The 741-nt window shown below is 33.9% G+C and carries 1 pseudogene; it reads right to left on the reverse strand.

The window, feature by feature from the left end:
• Positions 1 to 405 precede the first annotated feature (405 nt).
• Positions 406 to 741 (reverse strand): annotated as a pseudogene (locus tag METFODRAFT_RS10470) (IS701 family transposase); the annotation flags it as partial.

The raw sequence follows: 741 nt of genomic DNA on the forward strand, positions 1-741 counted from the left end.
GGTTCAGCAGATATGGAGAGAGTATCGGAAACTGGAAGAATTCCCGAATTAAAACGTAGAGGTAGAAGCCAAGGAACATAGATAAAGAAACTATCGAATTGGTCTTAAATGCTTTGCCGAAATGTAAGATAACGAGTCCCGTTCATTTAGAGAAGTATATAGAACGTAGGCATAATACATATCCCACATAATCGTATATATACTATACTAAAAGAGATGGGCATAACACAACCACGAAAGAAGAAAAAGAAGCCAAAAGCGATTCAACGCCTTAAAACCTACGAACTATGCATATGGATTTTAAAATGGTAGATATTAGTAAAATTAGATATTACCTACTGCTAATAATAGACGACCATAGTAGATATATCTTACATTAGGACTTTCGCAAATACATTTAAATACTTAGATTAACAATAAACCAGTTTCTTTACATAAAGAGATTATGGCATTCCCAACGGCTATTCGATTTAGTTCTCTTCTAAACTCATACCAAGTAATCTTTTATCGATTCTAATTTTCTCTAAAATAAAGAAAGCCCTCATAGCTAACGAAATATGACCTAATACTGGAAATCTTTTTCTAACGAAGAAATTTCCAATATTGCAGCACTGTTTAACTCCTCTGTGGAACTCTTCGATTCTCCAAGAGGCGTTTTTGACCTCTTGAAATTCTCCGAAACTCATAAATAGGTTATTCGTTATATAATATACTGCCTTTCCGTTTTTGGAAAGGCAGAAG

The organism is Methanotorris formicicus Mc-S-70 (assembly GCF_000243455.1).
GTDB classification, from domain to species: Archaea; AGJL01; Methanococci; order Methanococcales; family Methanococcaceae; genus Methanotorris; species Methanotorris formicicus.